We start from the raw sequence: 3,352 nt of genomic DNA, 5'->3' as shown, positions 1-3,352 counted from the left end.
GTAACGGTTTTTATATTCTTTCGCGGTGTGTACACCTAGCCTTCTCGCTGCGCTTTTTGCTTCTTCATAGGTTGGATAAGCTTTCTCATAATCCTCTTGGAAGAAATGCCTCCAAGATTTGCATTCATCGTAAAACCGTACGGGATCGGAAGGCAGACGTGAGTCTTCCTTATAACGAGCCACGTATTCTAGCTGAGTTGAAATACCTAGAAACCTTGCTGCAATCTGTGCTTGCGACAACGATTCGTATAAGTCTGGCTTTGCCTTGCTCAGAAACACATACCAACAATCCCATCCTTTTCCCGCAAAGAAAATTGGGGGATTTGATGGTAATCCCGCATGCTCTTTGTATCGACTCCTATATTGACCGGCAGTGCATATATTAAGCGCGGCAATTATCTGGCGAGCTTCATCATAGCTACAATAAGATTCTTCTGGCATTTTTATTCTCATGCAATTTAGTTTATTGCAGCGACGCATGTATAGCGTAGTTCAATACATCACCACCTTCCACCGCCACCCTCAGATCGTTTTTGAATGGCCGGATAGAAACATCGACCATTTGAGCTGATAATCAGATATAAAAAACACTAACGCTCACCTTCATATGGAGTTAGCCTAGACAGAAATTCGCAAACGGGCATATTAGTGTCGGGTACAGACATCTCTCTTCTGACATACTTTGTGATGCTACAAAACATCATCACCACACGAACACATTCTATGAAAGACCTAATCGTTGTACTGCGCGACACCTCCCCTTTACCAGTTCTTGACGCATGCACCTGGGAACGGCTGTCGGGCGAGCCTCACACTGTCAATCTGAACTCGTACACCTCGGAAGATGGGTCGAAGATTATGGGTACATGGATATGCACGCCCGGTAAATGGCGCGTGGCCTATACCAAATGGGAGTACTGCGACTTCCAAGAAGGTTATTGCGTGATTACCCCCGATGGTAAGCAGCCAATTCACCTCAAAGCAGGCGACAAATTTATTATAGAGCCTGGCTTTTCCGGAACTTGGGAAGTAGTAGAGACCGTACGCAAATATTTCGTATTCTCTTAAATGTCAAATGGCAGCGCCGCGCCATCGCGTCGGCGCATGACCATGATCGCGGATTTGAAGGAGGTACAGACATCACGCCTTCGAATTCTGCCAAGCGGGACATAGATGCGGAAGACTTTGTGCGGTGCAACCTCACGACTGGCTCAGTGTTGAGTGAAGATGGCCCGGGAGGAACTGGGCGATCTGCTGGAGCTGACTCAAGCCTGAGGAGGCCTGCTGTAAACCACTTTTTTCACTGTAAACCACAGTGGCTTACAGTGAAAAAAAGTGGTTTACAACGTAGCTACGACACGCGCTCTGGCGACTCCCCAGGCCAACGCGCTCGTCATTGATTCGTTCGGCCGGGTGTCGAACGCTTCCTCATAAAGCGCGGTTCCCGACGGCGCGTACACACCGATAAACAGCTGCGTTGCGGCTTTCCGCGAAAGCTTTACCTGCACGTCGAGATAAAATCCGTCATTCAGGATCTCTTCGTGGGTCCGGTGATGAAGCGTAGGATCTGCCCAGCTTCAATAAACATCTCCGCGCAAACGCATGCAGCCCCCTGCAATCGATGGATAGCGATGGATTCCAAGCTAGCCAAAGCGAGGCGGTAATCAAGCCGATCTAAGCTTTTTGTGAGTCGCGCCCGACAAGTGACCACCTTGTAGTGACTTAAAACAACCCCAACCGATCACGCAAAGCAGAAGACTCACGACTACAGTCAGGAAGGTTTGCACGCAGCCTAAACAAAAAAGCAGCTCCCGAGAGCTGCTTTTCTCTTACTCCCCCTTTTTGTGCTTGTGAGGTTTCAGGTCCGGATGGTCCTTCTGCTTCTCAGGGGTGACTCGCTGCCTTTTGTCCGGAGTGCCATCTTCATTGGTGCGCTTAGGGCCTGGCTTGATGCTCATGCAAAACTTCCTTTTCCGCTTGGGTTGTTGGATGCAGCTATGTAATTAGTCCAGCTTCTCTCAGCTGTCAAAGCAGGCTTGTGCAGAGCCGCCTGGCCGATGATCCGGGCCATATCGAACATTTAAAGGCCTGAATAAGAGCCTCCGGCCAAGGGCTTGCAAGGGGCTGTGAAATCCAGCGCTGAGCGATACGAGGACGTCTGGACGTTCATCATGCCGAGCACGGTGTGGAACAGGTTGTCGTGGCTCAGCGGTGACGTGGTTTGAGCTTTCAAACAACCCACGTTGACCTTTTCGCTCTTCGCGAGCGAGTCAGACATCCAAAGTACCAACGGCACCTTTGTTTGCTCGTCAGGAGCCATCGCGTAAGGCAGCCCGTGCAGATAGAGCCCACCCTCCCCCAGCGATTCGCCGTGGTCCGAAACGTACATTAGCGCAGTGTCGAACTTGGTGTTGGCCGCCAGGATATCGATGAGATTTGCAGTCACATAATCGGTGTAGAGGATTGAGTTGTCGTAGGCATTGACCACCTCCTCCTGCTTACATTTGTCGAGCTCGTTGGTCTCGCACACCGGTGCGAATTTCTTGAATTGCGAGGGGTAGCGCTTGTAGTAGGCCGGGCCGTGACTGCCTTTGTAGTGGAGCACCAGGACAGCATCGCCTTCCTGGCGCTTGATGAAGTCTTGCATCTCCGTGAGCAGCACCCCGTCCTTACACTCCTCGCTGGTGCACAGTTGGGAATCCGCGTGAGAGGCAGCCTTGTGGTTGGGAATCCTGTCGCAGACCCCTTTGCACCCCGAGTTGTTGTCAGTCCACATGACACTGATGCCAGCGCGTTGAAGCACGTCGAGCAGCCCTTCTCGGCTCTTGGCCAAGCCATCTTTGTACTGGGCCTTACCCACGTCCAGGAACATGCATGGCAGCGAGACCGCGGTGGCGGTACCGCAGGAGCTCACGTTCGTGAAGCTAATGACATTTCGCTTTTCTAGTTCCGGATTCGTTTCACGGGAGTAGCCGTTGAGGGAGAAGTTGGCGGAGCGAGCGGTCTCTCCTACTGCCAGTACCAGCAGCCTGGGTTTACGAGCCGCACCCTGTCGATTAACTACCGCATCAGTACCAATGGCCGTCAGCGTTTTAGGTGAGGCCAGCTGACGCTTCAGGTACCCATGGCCAGCCGCAAACAAGTTGGTAGGTACCAGAATCAGCCGGATCTCCCGATTGTTGCGCAGCAAGGAGGCATACGACTGGTACTGACTCAACGCGATGCCAGATAAGGTCAACAGAGCGAGCGACAGAGCAATGAACCTGCTGACCAAAGCTTTGGCCCAAGGCTTACGCCGGAGGGGAACCCGGGCAATCAGGTAGACGGGCAACACCCCAACCATTGCGACCCA

General features: G+C 52.1%; 4 protein-coding genes and 1 pseudogene. 1 reads left to right on the top strand and 4 read right to left on the bottom strand.

Going from position 1 to position 3,352, the window contains the following annotated elements; all coding sequences use genetic code 11:
* The coding region (locus APH42_RS29735; protein ID WP_218187663.1) for an integrase repeat-containing protein at nt 1-441 on the bottom strand (441 nt) is incomplete at its 3' end.
* A gap of 282 nt (nt 442-723) precedes the next feature.
* On the opposite strand from APH42_RS29735, the gene APH42_RS28630 reads away from it, so the two are divergent.
* Nucleotides 724-1,068 (top strand): cupin domain-containing protein, encoded by a 345-nt coding sequence (locus APH42_RS28630; RefSeq protein WP_004577665.1) that lies wholly within the window; start codon nt 724-726, stop codon nt 1,066-1,068.
* Between the two features lie 272 nt (nt 1,069-1,340).
* On the opposite strand, the pseudogene APH42_RS30655 reads toward APH42_RS28630, so the two are convergent.
* From APH42_RS30655 to APH42_RS28625, 3 genes and pseudogenes are all read right to left on the bottom strand, one after another.
* Nucleotides 1,341-1,604, bottom strand: a pseudogene (locus APH42_RS30655) (hypothetical protein).
* 225 nt (nt 1,605-1,829) lie between these two features.
* On the bottom strand, nt 1,830-1,958 hold the full coding sequence (locus APH42_RS30650) for a hypothetical protein (protein ID WP_003253468.1): 129 nt from the start codon (nt 1,956-1,958) through the stop codon (nt 1,830-1,832).
* A gap of 122 nt (nt 1,959-2,080) precedes the next feature.
* The coding region (locus APH42_RS28625) for a phosphoethanolamine transferase (RefSeq protein WP_060494738.1) at nt 2,081-3,352 on the bottom strand (1,272 nt) is incomplete at its 5' end.

Source organism: Pseudomonas sp. NBRC 111140 (assembly GCF_001320885.1).
GTDB lineage: Bacteria > Pseudomonadota > Gammaproteobacteria > Pseudomonadales > Pseudomonadaceae > Aquipseudomonas > Aquipseudomonas putida_P.
This window is presented reverse-complemented; position numbering and strand designations above follow the sequence as displayed.

Bases quoted from the DNA above. Each gene is read 5' to 3' on its own strand.
- APH42_RS30650 (WP_003253468.1), bottom strand. From the start codon at position 1,958: ATGAGCATCAAGCCAGGCCCTAAGCGCACCAATGAAGATGGCACTCCG.
- APH42_RS28630 (WP_004577665.1), top strand. From the start codon at position 724: ATGAAAGACCTAATCGTTGTACTGCGCGACACCTCCCCTTTACCAGTT.